The organism is Enterocloster sp. HCN-30185 (assembly GCF_037890305.1).
GTDB lineage: Bacteria > Bacillota > Clostridia > Lachnospirales > Lachnospiraceae > Enterocloster.
Map to the genome: position 1 here is coordinate 14,641 of NZ_JBBKBT010000008.1, position 17,648 is coordinate 32,288.

12 protein-coding genes are annotated in these 17,648 nt (G+C 49.3%); 1 reads left to right on the plus strand and 11 read right to left on the minus strand.

All coding sequences use genetic code 11. The features are described from left to right. Nucleotides 1–177: 177 nt before the first annotated feature. From WKT10_RS09970 to WKT10_RS10020, 11 genes are all read right to left on the minus strand, one after another. The gene (locus WKT10_RS09970; RefSeq protein WP_317439338.1) at nt 178–996 is read right to left on the minus strand and encodes a metal ABC transporter permease; all 819 of its coding nucleotides are present in this window, start codon (nt 994–996) and stop codon (nt 178–180) included. Then, nucleotides 980–1,750 carry a metal ABC transporter ATP-binding protein gene (locus WKT10_RS09975; RefSeq protein ID WP_337933937.1) on the minus strand — a complete coding sequence of 257 codons (771 nt, stop codon included), beginning with the start codon at nt 1,748–1,750 and terminating at the stop codon, nt 980–982. The genes WKT10_RS09970 and WKT10_RS09975 overlap by 17 nt, the downstream gene beginning before the upstream one ends. Before the next feature lie 6 nt (nt 1,751–1,756). Further along, entirely contained in the window at nt 1,757–2,818 is a 1,062-nt protein-coding gene (locus WKT10_RS09980; protein ID WP_445293010.1) for a metal ABC transporter substrate-binding protein, read from the minus strand. Then, on the minus strand, nt 2,811–3,488 hold the full coding sequence (locus tag WKT10_RS09985) for an HAD family hydrolase (RefSeq protein WP_066549186.1): 678 nt from the start codon (nt 3,486–3,488) through the stop codon (nt 2,811–2,813). The genes WKT10_RS09980 and WKT10_RS09985 overlap by 8 nt, the downstream gene beginning before the upstream one ends. 86 nt (nt 3,489–3,574) lie before the next feature. After that, a complete protein-coding gene (locus tag WKT10_RS09990; protein ID WP_340276971.1) occupies nt 3,575–4,390 on the minus strand; it encodes a DUF368 domain-containing protein in 816 nt (271 codons plus the stop codon). Between the two features lie 21 nt (nt 4,391–4,411). Next, entirely contained in the window at nt 4,412–6,823 is a 2,412-nt protein-coding gene (locus WKT10_RS09995; protein ID WP_340276973.1) for a homocysteine S-methyltransferase family protein, read from the minus strand. Nucleotides 6,824–6,826: 3 nt separating this feature from the next. Next, nucleotides 6,827–7,498 carry a Vitamin B12 dependent methionine synthase activation subunit gene (locus tag WKT10_RS10000; RefSeq protein ID WP_066549190.1) on the minus strand — a complete coding sequence of 224 codons (672 nt, stop codon included), beginning with the start codon at nt 7,496–7,498 and terminating at the stop codon, nt 6,827–6,829. Between the two features lie 28 nt (nt 7,499–7,526). After that, on the minus strand, nt 7,527–8,387 hold the full coding sequence (gene metF / locus WKT10_RS10005) for a methylenetetrahydrofolate reductase [NAD(P)H] (protein WP_066549193.1): 861 nt from the start codon (nt 8,385–8,387) through the stop codon (nt 7,527–7,529). Nucleotides 8,388–8,513: 126 nt separating this feature from the next. Beyond that, the gene (locus tag WKT10_RS10010) at nt 8,514–10,961 is read right to left on the minus strand and encodes a glycogen/starch/alpha-glucan phosphorylase (RefSeq protein ID WP_096807434.1); all 2,448 of its coding nucleotides are present in this window, start codon (nt 10,959–10,961) and stop codon (nt 8,514–8,516) included. A 90-nt stretch (nt 10,962–11,051) separates the two neighbouring features. Further along, on the minus strand, nt 11,052–14,186 hold the full coding sequence (gene ileS, locus WKT10_RS10015) for an isoleucine--tRNA ligase (RefSeq protein ID WP_337933896.1): 3,135 nt from the start codon (nt 14,184–14,186) through the stop codon (nt 11,052–11,054). A 397-nt stretch (nt 14,187–14,583) separates the two neighbouring features. Continuing rightward, on the minus strand, nt 14,584–15,927 hold the full coding sequence (locus WKT10_RS10020; protein WP_340276977.1) for a putative ABC transporter permease: 1,344 nt from the start codon (nt 15,925–15,927) through the stop codon (nt 14,584–14,586). A 202-nt stretch (nt 15,928–16,129) separates the two neighbouring features. On the opposite strand from WKT10_RS10020, the gene WKT10_RS10025 reads away from it, so the two are divergent. Next, nucleotides 16,130–17,587, plus strand: a complete 1,458-nt coding sequence (locus tag WKT10_RS10025) for a nicotinate phosphoribosyltransferase (protein WP_066549201.1) — start codon at nt 16,130–16,132, stop codon at nt 17,585–17,587. The last annotated feature ends 61 nt before the right edge of the window (nt 17,588–17,648 follow it).

Consider the following 17,648-nt stretch of genomic DNA (forward strand, 5'->3'; position numbering starts at 1 on the left):
ACAGCTGCTGCCATTTTTCCTTTTTGTAACAGTTCAGCATTGCATCTTCTTGCCCGCTTACAGCGGACAAGAAGCATCGGGCGTCCGCCCTATGAAGATTCAGACAGAAAAGTTCTTATGAAAGCAAGCTTTCAACGCTTTTTCTGCCTGAATCTTCGCATGGCTGAACTGTTACCCTTATTTTCTCCTCCCAAGCATCTGCCATGCGCCAAAGATCACAAAGGCCGCCAGATTTACCACCACCACGCTGGCTCCGGCAGGTGTGGAAAACTGGTAGGATGCCATCATTCCCAAAAGGAAACACACAAGGGATAAAAGCCCGGAAGAGATCATCACCCCTCCGAAGCTTTTAAATACGCGCATGGAGGTAAGACAGGGGAAAATCACCAGGCTGGAAATCAGCATGGCTCCCATCATCCGCATTCCCAGCACAATAGTAACCGCCGTAAGGACAGAAATCACCATATTGTAAAATCCCACGTTGACGCCTGTAGCCCTTGCAAAATTTTCATCAAAGGTCACTGCAAACATCTGATTGTAGCAGATCACAAAAAGACCCAGCACCACAAGGCTCAGTACTACAGCCAGAGCCACATCCTCCTTTGTCATGGCTAAAATGCTTCCGAACATATAGCTGCTTACATCTGTGGTCATTCCTGTAGTAAGGGAGGTAACGATAATACCGATTGCCAGGGCGCTGGCTGAAATCATGGCGATGGCAGCATCGCTTTTGATCCGGCTGTTTTCCGTGATCCGAAGAAGGAAAAAGGCCGCCAGCACTACAACCGGGATAGACACCTTAAGGGGCGACCAGCCCATTGCCAGGGCGATGGACAATGCTCCAAAGGAAACGTGGGACAGTCCGTCCCCGATCATGGAATAGCGTTTTAATACAAGGCTTACGCCTAAAAGGGACGCGCACAGAGAAACCAACATACCTCCCACCAGGGCGCGTACCAGAAAGGGATATGACAGCATTTCACTTAGTATGCTCATGGCAGCAGCCTCCTTTCCGGCAGACTGCCGTAGGGATACACTGCCCCTGCTCCTTTTCATGGAAGAAATGGCCCGCAGCCTGACTGTTCATATAATCGTGGGCAGGGCCGTAAAAAAGCACCTGCTTTTGCAGATGGAGAATCTTATTGGCCTCCTCCACTGCATTTCTGAGATCATGGGATACCATAAGGATCGCCACCCCATCCTCGCGGTTTAACCTTCTTATCATGGCATAAAAGTCCTGGATCGCCATGGGATCCAGTCCCGTAATAGGCTCGTCCAGGATCAAAAGCCGGGTGGTAGCACACAACGCCCTTGCAATCAGAACTCTCTGCTGCTGCCCGCCGGAAAGCTCCCGGTAGCACTGCTTTGCCAGAGGCATAATCCCAAGGCGCTCCATATTTTCTGCCGCAACCGCCTTTTCTGTACGGGAATAAAAGGGCCTGCGTCCCCTGCGGTTTAAGCAGCCGCTTAAGACAACCTCCTGTACGGAAGCCGGGAAATCCTTCTGGGCGGCCGTCTGCTGGGGCAGATAGCCGATTCCCGTGTGCTTTAATTCCTCTGATACCGTAAGTACCCCTGCGGAGGGCTTTAAAAGGCCTAAAAGACCTTTCATCAGCGTACTTTTTCCCGATCCGTTTTCACCTACAATACAGAGATAGTCTCCGGGGCATACCTCCATATTTACATCTACCACCGCATCCTGGTTTTCATATCCGAAATCCACATGCTCACATTTAATCAATGGTTCTATCATTTTCTATTCAAGTCCCTTCTTCAAGTGCTCTGCATTCTGCCGCATAAGCTGTAAATAGGTCACGCCCTCGTCAAATTCCCTGCGGCTTACATTGTGGCAGGAATGAAACAAAAGCGGCTCTGTCCCCGTTTCTTCACTGATGATATCTGCTGTCCGGTGACTGGAAAGCTCCAGATAGTATACGGCTTTCAGATCATTTTCCCGCACCCGGTCAATAAGATATGCGATGGTTCTGGCGCTTGGCTCTGTATCGGTACTGCAGCCGGAAAATGCAGCCCGGTAGGACAAACCATACGTATCCGCAAAATACCGAAGAGGAAATTTATCCGCCAGCACCATCATCCGGTGGCGGCCATTTGATACAATCTCCCTGAACTGCTCATCCAGTGCAGAAAGTTCTTCCAGATATGAGGCGGCATTTTCCCTGTAATAGGCTTCGTTTGCAGGATCCATTTCCGCCAGGGTATCAGAAATAATCTCCACAATCTTCATGGAATTCACAGGAGAAGTCCAGATATGTTCATCGTATTCAATATCAAGCTCCTGCCCGTCATGGGCATCAAATTCCCCAGCCTCTTCCTCCTCATGGCTGTGTTCATGACCGTGCTCCTCTTCCTCCATTCCTTCCACAACCTCTTCTTCTACCACATCTACATAGTCCATCATAGTCAGACGGCGCAGACGGCTGGTGTCAAGGGATGCAGCGACCTGATCCACCCACTGCTCCATGGCTCCTCCATTGCAGATCATCAGATCCGCTTTCTGAATGGTAATCATATCTGCGGGCGTAGGTTCAAAGGAATGGCTGTCCATCCCGGCCGGTACGACCAGATTTAACCGCACCCGGTCTCCTCCGATCTGCCGCACAAAATCATAGTAGGGGAAAATGGTAGTGACTACAAAAAGGCGGTCATCCCCGCCCTGCTCTCCCCGGATTCCCGGAGATTCTCTTTTCGCACAGCCTGTAAATGCAAGGCTGCCCAAAAGCAGGGCGAAAAACAGGATACCTGTTTTCAGAAGGCCTGTTTTCGTCCATGCTCCACTTCTTTTTTTCTGTCTATTCAATGTGATTCACGCCCTTTATAAATTCCGCTACATCCATGGGATGCTCCGCTAAAAGCGCAGGCTCATACACTTTAAGCTCATCCCTGGAACGAAAGCCCCAGAGTACGCCCACCGTATCTACCTGAGCATTTTTTCCTGTTTCCATGTCTGTATTAGTATCTCCCAGATAGAGGCACTCCTCTTTAGAAATCCCAAGCTCCTCAAGCAGCGCTTCTACCCCCTCTGGAGACGGTTTTTTTTTGATCCCCGCAGATTCCCGTTCCCCATATACCCTGTCAAAAACATCCGGCCCGAATACATAGTTTATATTCTCTATGGTTCTTACATGAGGCTTATTGGATAAAACGGTACAGAGAATGTGATTTTCCTTTAAAAATGCCAGAAGCTCCGGGATTCCCTCGTATGCCTCTACCCGGTAAAGGCAACATTCCTTAAATACCCGGTTATACACGTTCAGCGCCTCTTCAAAATGAACCAGTTCCGGATCTCCGTACGCCTTTAAAGCCCGTTCCACCAGTTTTTTATACCCGTCTCCTACAAATGTCTTTGTATCTTCCAAGGTGATCGGCCCCAGGCCAAAATGCGCCAGTGTTCCGTCCACAGACCGCTTTAAAGCATAAATGGAATTTACAAGTGTACCGTCCAGATCAAACATACAGCATTTATACATAACCGTCTTCCTTCCTTTTCAATTGTCCGCCCGAAACAGGCTTATCAGGGGTATATCATATCACAGAAAATGGGGGATGGCTATAGCTAATTCATTCTCCCAATCCCATAAATCAGCATAAATCCCGCTCCCACAGCCACCAGGCTGTACACTGCCTCTGCTCCTGCCGGAATTCCCGGAAACAGCTCCGGCAGAGAAGCAAACATAAAGCCAAGAATAAGAAGAAAGGTGGGCCGGGTATGTTTTTCCAACAGCCCTTCCAACACTTTTGCAGAAAAAAAGGTGCCCAAAAGCCCGCCTGCCGCCAGAGGAACCAAGGCGGCAATATCCATATTTCCCACGGCTTTTAAAGTGCTTTCATAGATTCCCAGCATATAGAGCATCTGGGAGGCACTGATCCCGGGAAGGACCAGGGCCACTGCGATGATAACTCCTCCTAAAGCCTGTATGAGAATATCGGATACCCCTCCTGCTCCCGGCGTGAACAGGCCTTCCGGGATCAGGCCGATCAGCAGAGCGCTTAAGATACCGATTCCCACAAAAACAGCGTCCCCGGAGCCAAATCTTTTAATTCCCGCTTCTTTAAAAATCAGGGGAATCCCTCCGCCGACAGCTCCCAGGAAGAAAAAGCGGGCAGGAACCTCCCACCGGGAGGATAAAAGCAGGCTGATGCCTCTGGAAAAGAGCAGGATACCCCCCGCCCCTCCCAGTGCAAACCACAGTAAAAAGGGAATGGATTGTTTCGGCTCCTTAAACACACGGCTCACCGAGGAAATAAGGCGGTCATAGATTCCCAGCACCATTGCCATAGTACCTCCGCTGACTCCCGGTACGGTCATGGTACCTCCTACCCAGGCGCCATTTAAAAGGATTTTTGTGTTTTCCCTTGTGTTATGTCCCATACGATTCCTTTCTGATATCTCTCAACCGATTACTGTTTCCGCATAGTGGACCGAAGCCATGGCATCACGACAGTAGGCATCTGCTCCAATGGTATCCGCATACTCCTTTGTAAGCACTGCGCCTCCCACCATTACCTTTACCCAGGATGCTTCCTTTCTCAGCCGGCAGATGGTTTCCTCCATACTGGGAACCGTGGTTGTCATCAGGGCGCTTAAACCTACCAGAGGAACATGGCGTTTCACTGCTTCCTCTACAATTCTCTCCGGCGGCACATCCTTTCCCAGATCAATAACCTCGTAGCTGTAATTTTCCAGGAGCACTTTGACAATATTTTTTCCGATATCGTGGATATCTCCCTTTACCGTAGCCAGAATAATCGTTCCCTTTTTCTCCTGTCCCTGTCCGCTGCCTTCCATTTTAGCTTTGATCACCTCAAAGGCCGCCTTTGCCGCCTCAGCGCTCATTAAAAGCTGGGGAAGGAACACACTGCCCTTTTCAAATCCTTTTCCAACCCGATCCAAAGCCGGGATCATTTCCCCGTTAATAATATCCAGAGCATCCTTTTCCTCCAAAAGAGCTGCCACCGTCTCTGCCGCAGCCTCTTTCAGGCCTTTTTCAATCAGTATTCCCAGAGAATCGCCTTCTTTTCCCTTTCCCGTATCCTTTGTCCGGGAAAGGGTCTGTCCCAGCCCACCTGTTTCACTGCCATAAATATCAATATACCGGCTGCACTGGGGATCCCGGTCCATTAAGGCATTGAAGCTGTAATAGGCCCGCATCATAGCCTCGGAATTGGGGTTGATGATCGCCCCGTTTAAGCCGCACTCCATGGCCATGGTAAAAAATGAGCTGTTTATGATTTCTCTCTGAGGCAGGCCAAAGGAGATATTGGATACGCCCAGAACAGACTTGCCTCCCAGCTCGTCCCGGATCCGTCTCAGAGTCTCTAACGTAGTCAGCGCCCCTTTGTTATCCGAGCTGACTGTCATGCAGAGGCCGTCTAGGATAATATCCTCCGGTCCGATGCCGTAAGAGGCCGCTGTCTTGATGATCTTTCTCCCCACAGCAATCCTTCCCTCTGCCGTCTCCGGTATGCCGTCTTCATCCAGACAGAGTCCCACAACCACTCCGCCGTACTTTGCCACCAGCGGAAAGATCTGATCCATTACCTCTTTTTTTCCGTTTACAGAATTGATCAAAGCCTTTCCGTTATAAATCCGCAGGGCCCGCTCCATGGCCTGTGGATTGGAGGTGTCAATCTGCAGTGGCAGATCGATCACAGCCTGCAGTTCCTTTACCACTGCCTCCATCATAGAGGGCTCGTCAATCTCCGGCAGCCCTACATTTACATCCAAAATGTCCGCGCCGTTGTCCTGCTGGGTCACGCCCTCCCGCAGGATATATTCCAGGTTATGATCCCTGAGGGCCTGCTTAAATTTTGACTTTCCCGTAGGATTGATCCGCTCGCCGATAATTACGGTCTTTTTGTCAAATACCACTGCCTGGGAATAGGAGGAAACCACGGTCCGGTTCTTTTTTTCCGGCCACATCACAGGAAGATCCTTACACCGCTTTACCGTTTCCCGGATATGCTCCGGCCCGGTTCCACAGCACCCTCCCACGATCACAGCTCCCATTTTTACAATTTCTTCCATAACCTCGCCGAACCGGACTGCGTCAATATCATAGACCGTTTCCCCGTTCTCGCTTCTTGGAAGGCCTGCATTGGGATTTACCAACACCGGGGTTGATGACACAGAAAGAAGCTCTTCTACGATTCCCTTCATCTGTACCGGGCCCAGACCGCAGTTAATTCCCAGCACATCCACTCCCAGCCCCTCCAAAAGAGCTACGGTAGAGGACACATCGCCGCCGGTCAGAAGCTTTCCCTTTTCATCAAAGATGACTGTTGCAAAGATCGGCAGCCGCTCCCCTGTTTCAGGAGAAAATCCCGCTTCCTTTGCTGCAAGTACAGCAGCCTTCAGTTCATAGCAATCGCTCATGGTTTCGATCAGCACCAGATCGGCTCCCGCTCTGGCTCCATATGATACGGTTTCCTTATAAATCTCAACCGCATCTTCAAACTCCAGATCGCCAAGAGGCTTAAGGAGCTTTCCCGTAGGACCCAGATCCAGGGCCACATAGCCGTGTCCTTCTGCCCTAACGGCCTCTTTTGCATGGCTTACCGCCTCACTTACAATTTTTTCCAATTCTTCGCCGTATTTTAAGCGGTTGGCTCCAAATGTATTCGTGGTTATAAGATCAGAGCCTGCCTGAAGATACATCCGATGGATCCCGCAGATTTCCTCCGGATGGGTCAGGTTCCACCGCTCCGGCAGTTCTCCTGCCTTTAATCCCTTAGCCTGCAAAAGGCTTCCCATACCGCCGTCAAAAAACAGGCGCCGCTGTCTCATTTCCTGTAAAATGTTCATTCCTTAATCCTCGCTTCCTGTTTGCCGCCGATAGGCGCAGTCCTTTTTTCCACAGGCCTCACAGCCTTTTACCTCACAGCCGCAGGGCGTCCTTCCAAGCCCCATCACCGCTGTCACAGATTTGGACGGCATCATCAGATACCCTCCCGTAAGACGGATTCCCAGCTGCTTTCCCCCATCCACGCACTCTAAAAGATACGGCTGGCATTCCAGAGGAAAATCCCCGTAACCCGGACTGAATCTTGGCCGAAGATACAGCCCTTTTGCTTCATATGCTGCCTTTAACTCCCTGCAGACCCGGTCACAGTATTCCTCGATCATGGCCGCAGCCGCAGCCTGCAGGATCACTGCCCGGCTCATCTGCAGACGGTTATATCTCTGGATCAGATAATCTGTCCCCAGCCCCAATGTAGCGGCAAAAACAAGAATTTCACCGCAGCCTGCCAGATTTTTAGAAAGCTGTCTGCTGCTTGTATGAACCCTGTCAAAACGAATCTCATGCTCCGGGCCCAGCTCCAGTAAAAAAGAGCGGACACGATGCCTGGGCTCTGCCTTCTCTGCCAAAAGCCCCAGACACATTTCTATCTCATCTGCAACTGCCCTATCCGGTTCTGCCTGCCCCCTGTATCCCAGATAACGCAGCACCTCTCTCCTGCTTACAGAAGAAATGTCCATCTATATGCCTCCTGCTGCATGGAATCTTTTATTTTACAATATCTGACAGATTTTCCCGGATCTTTGCCGCTACATCTGGCTTATTCATGGTATATACATGGATTCCGCGGATGCCGTTTGCGATCAGGTCAATGATCTGATCCGTGGCATAGGCGATTCCTGCCTGCTTCATGGCAGCGGGATCATCTCCGAACTTATCCACCAGGGACATAAAGCGGGCCGGCATATGGCAGCCGGACATCTGGATGCTGCGCTTTACCTGCTTTACATTTGTAATAGGCATAATCCCCGCGATCACAGGTACGGTAATCCCCTTTTCCCGGATCCGGTACAGATAGCTGTAGAGAATACTGTTGTCAAAAAACATCTGGGTGGTAACAAAATCGCAGCCGGCCTCCACCTTCTGCTTTAAATAATCCATATCCACAGACTTGTTGGCAGACTCCACATGGCCTTCAGGGTAGCAGGCGGCTCCGATACAGAAATCTCCTGCCTCCCGGATCTCCCGGATCAGTTCGGAGGCATAGTGATATACCTGAGGCGTCTGTCCATCCTGAGGAATGTCACCTCTTAAAGCAAGGATATTTTCGATCTTATGCTCCTTCAGTTCGTTCAATACCTGCTGGACCTTTTCTCTGGTAGAAGAAACACAGGTCAGATGAGCCAGCGGAGTTACCCCACAGTTTTCCTGCAGATCAGACGCGATCTTTACAGTATAATCGCTGGTGCCGCCTCCTGCGCCGTAGGTAACGCTCATAAAGGCCGGATGCAGCCTTGCGATTTCCTCTGCCGCTTTCTCAACCGATGCAAATGCATCCTGAGTTTTGGGCGGAAATACTTCAAATGACAGGGTTGGTTTTCCCTCTGCTAAGATGTCACGGATTTTCATGTCATAGCCTCCCTTGTGATTGATATACAGCGGATCGGATCACATACCAAAAACCGTTGTAAAAAGACCCCGACGCCCTGTTACAGACGCCGGAGCCGGATCATTTACTGTTTCAGACTGCAGTCATTATACTTCCACAGTAATCTTCTTTAAATGCCAGATATCTCTTACATATTCCTCGATGGTACGATCAGAGGTAAACTTTCCGCTGTGTCCTACATTTAAGATTGCTGCCTTTGCCCACCAGGAAGAATTTCTGTAGGCCTGATCGATCTTCTTATGTGCCTCTGCGTAGGAACGGAAATCCTTCAGGATGAAATATGTGTCTGCACGGTCGCTGCTCTTTGTATTTAATAGTGAATCATAAATATCTCTGAATAACTCCGGATTTTCCGGTGAATAAAAGCCGTTTACAAGCTGCATCAGTACCCGGCGGATCTCCGGATCGTTATTAAAGATATCCATTGGCTGATAATCGCGGTTCTTTTCATGGGCAATTACTTCGTCAGAAGACATACCGAAAATGAAGGCATTTTCATTTCCAACCTCTTCTACGATCTCCACGTTAGCGCCGTCCATTGTTCCCAGGGTCAGGGCGCCATTTAACATAAACTTCATGTTGCCCGTACCGGAAGCTTCCTTGCTGGCTGTGGAAATCTGCTCGCTCACATCAGCCGCGGCGAAAATGATCTCTGCATTGGATACACGGTAGTCCTCGATAAATACCACCTTGATCCTGCCCCCGATGGACTTATCGTTGTTCACCACATCCGCAACCGCGTTGATCAGCTTAATGGTCAGCTTGGCTCTCTTATAGCCTGCCGCTGCCTTTGCGCCGAAGATAAAGGTTCTGGGAACCATATCCATATCCGGATGATCCTTTAACTGATTATACAGATACATTACATGGAGAATATTCATCAACTGGCGCTTGTACTCATGGAGACGCTTTACCTGCACATCGAAGATCGATCTTGGATCTACGTCAATGCCGTTGTGCTCCTTGATGTACTTTGCAAGACGGACCTTATTCTCGTACTTGATCTGCATAAACTCCTTCTGGCATTCCTTGTCCTCTGCACAGGGAAGAAGCTCTGCAATATGGGGCAGATCTGTGATCCACTGGTCTCCGATCTTGGAGGTTACCCAGTCTGCCAGAAGCGGGTTGCCGTGAAGCAGGAAGCGCCTCTGAGTAATGCCGTTTGTCTTATTGTTGAACTTCTCCGGCATCATTTCATAGAAATCCTTTAATTCCTGATGCTTTAAGATCTCTGTATGAAGCCTTGCAACGCCGTTGACAGAAAAGCTTGCCACAATTGCCATATAGGCCATGCGCACCTGTCCGTCATAGACAACGGCCATCTGGCGGATCTTCTCCTGATCTCCCGGATAGCGGGCCTGGATCTCATTTACAAAGCGGCGGTTGATCTCCTCCACGATCTGATAGATACGGGGGAGCAGCCTGGAGAACAGGTCAATGGGCCACTTCTCCAGAGCCTCGGACATAATGGTATGATTGGTGTAGGCACAGGTCTTTGTGGTAATATCCCATGCTTCCTCCCAGGTCAGTCCCTCTTCATCCAAAAGGATACGCATCAGCTCAGGGATCGCAACCGTAGGATGGGTATCATTTAACTGGAATACCACCTTATCCTGGAATCCATGGATGGTGCCGTGAAGCTCCTTATACTTTAATACCGCTCTTTGAACGCTGGCAGAGATGAAGAAATACTGCTGCTTTAAGCGCAGTTCCTTGCCTGCATAGTGGTTGTCATTGGGATAAAGCACTTCAACAATGGTCTTTGCCAGATTTTCCTGCTCCACTGCCTTCTGGTAGTCGCCCCGGTCAAAGGAATCCAGATTAAAGGTATTGATAGGCTCTGCATCCCAGATCCGCAGTGTATTGACTACATTGTTACCGTAGCCGATCACAGGCAGGTCATAGGGAACGGCTCTTACGGACTGATAGCCGTCCTGTACAAAGTGGTTCATGCCGTCTCTGTTTTCAATCCGCACATAACCGCCGAATTTTACCTCTACCGCGTACTCCGGACGTCGGATCTCAAAGGGATTGCCGTTTTTCAGCCAGTTGTCCGGAACCTCTACCTGATAGCCGTTTTCAATCTTCTGCTTGAACATGCCGTATTTATAGCGGATGCCGCAGCCATAGGCCGGATATCCCAGGGTCGCCAGGGAATCGAGGAAGCAGGCTGCCAGACGGCCCAGACCGCCGTTTCCAAGAGCTGCATCCGGTTCCTGATCCTCAATCACATTTAAGTCAAAGCCCAGCTCCTCAAGAACCTCTGCGATCTCCTTACGGGCACAGATATTGATAATATTGTTTCCAAGCGCTCTTCCCATTAAAAACTCCATGGAAAGGTAATAAACGGTCTTTGCATCCTTTTTCTCGTATTCCTTATGCGTTGCGATCCATTCGTCAATGATTACATCCTTTACCGCAAAGGCAACCGCCTGAAACACCTGCTGGGGAGTGGCCTCGTCGATGGTGCGGCGGAACATGTTTTTCACATTGTACATAACGGATTTTTTAAAGGTGGCCTTGTCAAATTCCATAGGATTCATCGGATTCTCCTTCTTACTTTCCAGATCCGCCCGAAAACTCCCGTTTCAGGGCGGATCGGCCTTTTATACTCTTTTATCTCCCTACATCAGCTTTTCAACGCCAAGCATTACGCTCTCACCGTTGATGTTCCACTCTTTTACAAAGCCCTTCATCTGGCCTAAGTGGATATGGTCTGCCATAACCTCTGTTTTGATCTCATCTGCATTTGCCTTTACAAGCTCTGCGATGCGCTCATTTCCATCCTGGTATACGGCGATATGATCCATAACTTCAAAACCGGCTTCCTTACGCATGGTCTGGATCTTGCTGATCACCTCGCGGACAAAGCCCTCCTCAATCAGTTCAGGAGTCAGATTGGTATCCAGGACAACGGTCACATAATTGTCCTCTTCCGTTACATAGCCGTCCTTCTTTGCCACGTCGATCAGCAGGTCATCCTTTGTAAGAACAACCTCCTGGCCGTCAAAATCAAAGGTCAGTGCGCCGGATTCATTTAAGGTATCCATGGCAGCGCTGCCGTCCAGCTCTGTCAGAGCCTGTCGGATCCTTCCGAGAAGCTTTCCATACTTTGGCCCTACGGTCTTTAACTGAGGCTTAAAGGTATAGGAGGTAAATGCCCGTACATCCTCTGTAAAGGTTACCTTTTTAACATTTAACTCTTCCTCAATGATCTTTACATAGAACTCGGACAGCTCATGGTCTGCCTTTACGTACATCTGGGCGATAGGCTGACGGTTCTTGATATTGGCTGTATTTCTGGCGGCACGGCCCATAACAACCGTATCCAGCACCTCATCCATATCAGACTCTAAGGCCAGGTCGATCCACTCTTCCTTTACCTCAGGATAATCGCACAGATGGATGCTCTCAGGCGCATTCTTATCAATATTTCTTACAATATTCTGGTAGATCTGCTCTGTCATGAAGGGGATCATTGGGGCAGCCGCCTTTGCAACGGTTACAAGAGCGGTATAAAGTGTCATATAAGCATTGATCTTATCCTGCTCCATGCCCTTTGCCCAGAAACGCTCACGGCTTCTGCGCACATACCAGTTGCTCATATCGTCTACAAACTCCTGAAGGGCTCTTGCTGCCTCAGGGATCTGGTAATTCATCAGGCTGTTGTCAACGGTCTTTACCATAGAGTTCATCTTGGATAAGAGCCAGCGGTCCATAACGGGCAGCTTGTCATACTCCAGGCTGTATTTGGTTGCATCAAACTGGTCAATATTGGCATACAGTACCCAGAATGCGTAGGTGTTCCACAGCGTTCCCATGAACTTTCTCTGGCCCTCGGTCACAGCCTTATCCTGGTATCTCTTTGGAAGCCAGGGCGCGCTGCAGGTATAGAAGAACCAGTGGATTGCGTCTGCACCATGTGTTGCCAGAGCCTCAAAGGGATCAACGGCATTTCCCTTGGACTTGCTCATCTTCTGTCCGTTCTCGTCCAATACAAGACCCATAACAACTACATTTTCATAAGGCGCCTTGTTAAAGAGCAGGGTGGACTCTGCAAGAAGGGAGTAGAACCAGCCTCTAGTCTGATCCACAGCCTCGGAAATGAACTGAGCCGGGAACTGAGACTCAAAAAGCTCTTTATTCTCAAACGGATAATGATGCTGTGCAAAGGGCATGGCTCCTGAATCGAACCAGCAGTCAATTACCTCAGGCACTCTCTTCATCACGCCGCCGCAGTGAGGGCACTTGATGGTCACTGCGTCAATATAAGGACGGTGAAGCTCGATCTCATCGGGGCAGTTGTCAGAAAGGCTCTTTAACTCCTCGATGCTTCCTACGGAATGCTGATGGCCGCAGCCCTCGCACTCCCAGATATTAAGCGGCGTACCCCAGTATCTGTTTCTGGAAATGCCCCAGTCCTGGATATTCTCCAGCCAGTCGCCGAAGCGGCCCTTTCCGATGGACTCAGGCACCCAGTTTACAGTATTGTTATTGCGGATCAGATCATCCTTTACAGCGGTCATCTTGATGAACCATGACTCTCTTGCATAGTAGATCAGAGGTGTTCCGCAGCGCCAGCAGTGAGGATAGCTGTGCTCAAAGCTGGGAGCGGAGAATAACAGCCCTCTCTCCTCCAGATCCTTTAATACCAGAGGATCCGCATCCTTTACAAATCTGCCGCCGAACGGAGTGTCCTCTGTCATGTCGCCCTTTGCGTCCACCAGCTGTACGAAGGGCAGGTCATATTTACGGCCCACATTAGCGTCGTCCTCACCGAAAGCAGGAGCGATGTGTACGATTCCAGTACCGTCTGTCAGCGTTACATAGGTATCGCAGACAACGTAATGGCCCTTTTTGTGCTGCTTTTCGCAGTACGGCTTAGAGCAGTCGTAAAGAGGCTCGTACTCCTTAAATTCCAGCTCCTTGCCCTGATAGGTTTCAAGGACTTCCACATCCTCGCCCAGCACCTTCTCTACCAGTGCGTGAGCCATATAGTAGGTATAACCGTCTGCGGTCTTTACCTTTACATATTCCTCATTTGGGTTGACGCAGAGAGCCACGTTGCTTGGAAGAGTCCAGGGAGTGGTGGTCCATGCCAGAATGTAAGCATCCTCATCCTTTACCTTAAACCGGGCAATGGCGGAGCGTTCCTTTACATCCTTATAGCCCTGAGCTACCTCATGGGAGGACAGAGGAGTTCCGCAGCGTGGACAGTAGGGTACTACCTTAAAGCCCTTATATAACAGGCCCTTGTCCCAAATCTGCTTTAAGGCCCACCACTCAGACTCGATAAAGTTATTGTCATAAGTAACGTATGGATGATCCATGTCGGCCCAGAAGCCTACGGTGCTGGAGAAATCCTCCCACATTCCCTTGTACTTCCAGACACTTTCCTTACACTCCTTGATAAAAGGCTCCAGACCGTACTTCTCGATCTGATCCTTTCCGTCCAGGCCCAGCTTCTTTTCCACTTCCAGCTCGACCGGAAGTCCGTGGGTATCCCAGCCGGCCTTTCTTGGAACCATATATCCCTTCATGGTTCTGTATCTGGGGATCATATCCTTAAATACACGGGTCTCAACATGGCCGATATGAGGTTTTCCGTTGGCAGTTGGCGGTCCGTCATAAAACACATAAGGCTTGCATCCTTCACGCATCTTGATGCTCTTTTCAAAAATGTGTTCATCTGCCCAGAACTTTTCTACTTCTTTTTCCCGTTCTACAAACTTTAAGTCAGTAGGGACTTTGTTGTACATCTTTTTCTACCTCCATTTGAATTTGTTCGATGCCTCACAGGAAAGAATATTTCATAGGGATCCCTTTCCTATGAAATAAAAAAAGACTCCCGCCCTGTAAAAGGACGAAAGTCTTGGATTCGTTTAACCACCTGTTACTGCATACTGTCATATGAGTTCCTCTAACGCAGGAAAAACGGCCGTGCCTACTAAAAACGTTCAGCCGGCGGCTCCGGAGTGATCTTCACAAACATCCCTTTTGACACCGGATTTCCACCGCCACCGGCTCTCTTTGGTCTCTGGGGAAAGCTACTGTCTCCTTCACAGCCTTTACCTTATAACGTCTTTATTATAATGACTGGGCTTTAAAATGTCAACGGCAGATTAAAAAAGTCCTCAAAAAAGCGAATACAGAATACTAATCTACAAATTTGGCATTCGGATAGATACGTTTCATACGTTCATCCGGAAAATGGCGGTCCAGCCAGCCATTCAGCCCGCCTTCTTCCCCGGAAACCGTCTGGCTTACGGCTGTCTTTTCATCCTGTCTTGCAGAATACCGCCCCAGAGCAAGGCCGGAGAGAGCCATATCAAAGACCATAAAAAGGATCAGACTATTGCTGAGAAGCTTTCCCCATTTGACCGGAAGCTTCTCAATCCATCCCGACAGTATCGGATAGAGCATCTTTAGCCAGACCACCGCCACGATCCCCCAGAAAAAACAATACAGCAGATTGATACGGCCTCCCAGATTAAAGGGAATGGCGCTATAATCCCAGAATACCGTACCGAACACAAGCTCTGAAAATACACTGCATATGTATTCGTAAGCTCCTCCAAGGATCGTTCCCGCAAGAAAGATATAACGGTCATTTTTCTCTCTGTAGGGATAAAGAAACGCAGTGAGGAGCACACAGCCCAGACCCCATACAATACTGAAAGGGCCGTATACCACGCTGCTGCGGCTCATGATGATCCCGGTTCTGGTATAGCAGAAAATCGTTTCTGTAATATCCCCCAGAAAAGCACCGATAAAAAACAGCATTGCCAGCTTGTAAAAACAGCAGCCTCTGGCAAAAACGGCTGTTTTTTCATCTATGCCCCCATTCTCCGCCCTCTTCCTTTCTTTCAGGCTGGGATACGCTTTTACCATCCTGCGTCTGATCCGCTCTGTGAGGGCATTTTCAAGAAAGGACGACAGCCCATAAAGCCGTCCGCTGACCTCAAAGGCCGCCCGTCCCAGAAAATAGTTCATCTGCAGGACAGCTGCCGAAGAACCCAGACCATCTAAAAATGCTGCAATCAATACAGCTGTCAGAATAAGCCTTCCGGCCCTTTGGGGAAGCATATAAATAAGCTTTACCAGAAGCGGGTCAAACAGCCGGATGCAAAGCACGGCACAGATTCCCCAGAAAAGAGAGGCCGGCAGACAGATATACCCTCTTGCAGAAAACCTGTGTCCGGAATAATCCCACCATTTCTGGCCGGAAATCCGCTCCAGCAGAAAACCGCAGATGTATTCTGCAAAAGCTGCTATGATCATGCCACCCAGAAAAAGGAAAATCAAATGCTCCTTAAGTTCCGGCAGAACAATCCCAAAGGCCGCAGACGTCAATCCGTAGACCGGACAGAAGGGTCCGTTTAAATAGCCTCTGTTGACAAATTTTTTCTGCTTGGCCGCAGCCGCGCACACCTCCAGGCACCAGCCCGCGACCGAGTAGACCGCAAACATCCATAACAGCTCATATCCGGAATACCTCATAGGCCGCCTCCTTTTTACAGTTCTTTTCATTCTCTTATGAATTGTACCACAGAATATGCCATTTCACCATACGGACAGAATCGTTATATTTTTAACATTTCGTTTTCCTTTTGTAAAATTTATGCTATACTACTGTCAATTAACTTACAGCCTTCCGCCGGCCCTTAAGGGAAGACGGGGACATACCAGGGAGGAAAACCTTATGGATCACAGAAATCTTACACTGCTGACAGACCTGTATGAACTTACCATGATGCAGGGATATTTTAAAGAAAAAGACGCCAATGAAACCGTCATTTTCGATATGTTTTACCGGAACAATCCGCACGGAAACGGGTTTGCCGTCTGCGCCGGACTGGATCAGGTGATTGAATATATCAGGGATCTTCATTTCGATAAAAGCGATATCGCATATCTCAGAAGCGTAGGAATCTTTGAAGAAGACTTTCTGGAATATCTCCGGGACTTCCGTTTTACGGGTGATATCTATGCCATTCCTGAAGGTACGGTTGTTTTCCCCAGAGAACCTCTTGTAAAGGTGACCGCCCCGATCATGCAGGCACAGCTGGTAGAAACAGCCCTTCTTAATATCATCAATCACCAGAGCCTGATCGCCACTAAAACAGAGCGCATCGTCTATGCCGCCAAGGGCGACGGCGTGATGGAATTTGGACTGCGCCGTGCCCAGGGGCCGGACGCCGGCACCTATGGGGCAAGAGCCGCCATGATCGCAGGCTGCATCGGCACCTCCAATGTGCTCTGCGGAAAAATGTTTGACGTACCTGTAAAGGGCACCCATGCTCACAGCTGGATCATGAGCTTCCCGGATGAACTTACCGCCTTCCGTACCTATGCAAAGCTCTATCCGTCTGCCTGCATCCTTCTGGTAGACACCTACGATACCTTAAATTCCGGTATTCCAAACGCCATCCGGGTATTTAAAGAAATGCGTGAAGAAGGAATCCCCCTTACCTTTTACGGCATCCGCTTAGACAGCGGCGATCTGGCCTATCTTTCCAAAAAAGCGAAAAAAATGCTGGATGAAGCCGGCTTTCCGGATGCGGTTATCTCTGCTTCCAATGACCTTGACGAATATCTCATTGACAGCCTAAAGATGCAGGGAGCTGCCATCAATTCTTGGGGAGTGGGAACCAACCTGATCACCGCAAAGGACTGCCCTTCCTTCGGAGGCGTTTATAAGCTGGCTGCGGTAAAGGACAAAACCACCGGCGAATTTATTCCCAAGATCAAGCTCTCTGAGAATGCGGAAAAAATTACCAACCCCGGCAACAAGACGATCCAGCGGATTTACGAAAAAGAAACCGGAAAGATTATCGCTGATCTCATCTGCCTGGTGGATGAGAAATTCGACACTAACAATTCGCTCCTTCTCTTTGATCCCATTGAGACATGGAAAAAAACACTCCTCGCTCCCAGAACCTATACCATGCGTGAGCTCCTTGTCCCTGTTTTCCTAAACGGAACCTGCGTATACGAAACTCCAAAGGTAATGGACATCCAGGCTTACTGCAAAAAGGAACTGGATACCCTGTGGGACGAGTCCAAGCGTCTTGTAAATCCCCACAAGGTTCATGTGGATCTGTCCAATGAACTGTGGCATATGAAAAATCAGCTTCTTGATACTTATCACAGAAAATGATGAAATACGAATAAAAACCGGCTTTCCCCCATATCAGTCTGTACCGCCTGATATGGGGCAG

Coding starts and splice junctions, on each gene's coding strand:
- WKT10_RS10025 (WP_066549201.1), top strand. CDS start 16,130: ATGGATCACAGAAATCTTACACTGCTGACAGACCTGTATGAACTTACC.
- metF (WP_066549193.1), bottom strand. CDS start 8,387: ATGAAAATCCGTGACATCTTAGCAGAGGGAAAACCAACCCTGTCATTT.
- WKT10_RS10000 (WP_066549190.1), bottom strand. CDS start 7,498: ATGGACATTTCTTCTGTAAGCAGGAGAGAGGTGCTGCGTTATCTGGGA.
- WKT10_RS10010 (WP_096807434.1), bottom strand. CDS start 10,961: ATGGAATTTGACAAGGCCACCTTTAAAAAATCCGTTATGTACAATGTG.
- ileS (WP_337933896.1), bottom strand. CDS start 14,186: ATGTACAACAAAGTCCCTACTGACTTAAAGTTTGTAGAACGGGAAAAA.
- WKT10_RS09970 (WP_317439338.1), bottom strand. CDS start 996: ATGAGCATACTAAGTGAAATGCTGTCATATCCCTTTCTGGTACGCGCC.
- WKT10_RS09990 (WP_340276971.1), bottom strand. CDS start 4,390: ATGGGACATAACACAAGGGAAAACACAAAAATCCTTTTAAATGGCGCC.
- WKT10_RS09995 (WP_340276973.1), bottom strand. CDS start 6,823: ATGAACATTTTACAGGAAATGAGACAGCGGCGCCTGTTTTTTGACGGC.
- WKT10_RS10020 (WP_340276977.1), bottom strand. CDS start 15,927: ATGAGGTATTCCGGATATGAGCTGTTATGGATGTTTGCGGTCTACTCG.
- WKT10_RS09985 (WP_066549186.1), bottom strand. CDS start 3,488: ATGTATAAATGCTGTATGTTTGATCTGGACGGTACACTTGTAAATTCC.